Source organism: Pseudidiomarina fusca (assembly GCF_032227045.1).
GTDB classification, from domain to species: Bacteria; Pseudomonadota; Gammaproteobacteria; order Enterobacterales; family Alteromonadaceae; genus Pseudidiomarina; species Pseudidiomarina fusca.
In genome coordinates this window covers 1-277 of sequence record NZ_JANFPJ010000094.1, presented here as the reverse complement: position 1 = coordinate 277, position 277 = coordinate 1, and the positions used below count along the sequence as shown (strand labels likewise).

At 41.9% G+C, this 277-nt stretch carries 1 protein-coding gene; it reads left to right on the top strand.

All coding sequences use genetic code 11. The features are described from left to right. Nucleotides 1-85: 85 nt before the first annotated feature. Nucleotides 86-277, top strand: a 192-nt coding sequence (locus NOG12_RS13210) for a helix-turn-helix domain-containing protein (protein WP_313933509.1), incomplete at its 3' end; no start/stop codon positions are given.

Below are 277 nucleotides of genomic sequence, written 5' to 3'. Positions count from 1 at the left end.
TCTAAGGTAATCTGATAGCAATTCTTTATGATGCACACTCACTTGAAATATGACCTTAATAGCTTATAATAAATGAATTATATCAATGAGCGCTGAAATGTTAAAGGCCACGAAAGTACGCATTTATCCCACACCTGAGCAGGCGGAATTTTTAAACCGCCAGTTCGGTGCTGTGCGCTTTGCGTATAACAAGGCTTTGCACATCATTAGCAGCCAGTACAAGCGTCACGGTCTGAAATTGAAGGCCAAAAAAGACCTCAAGCCGCTGTTGGCTGTT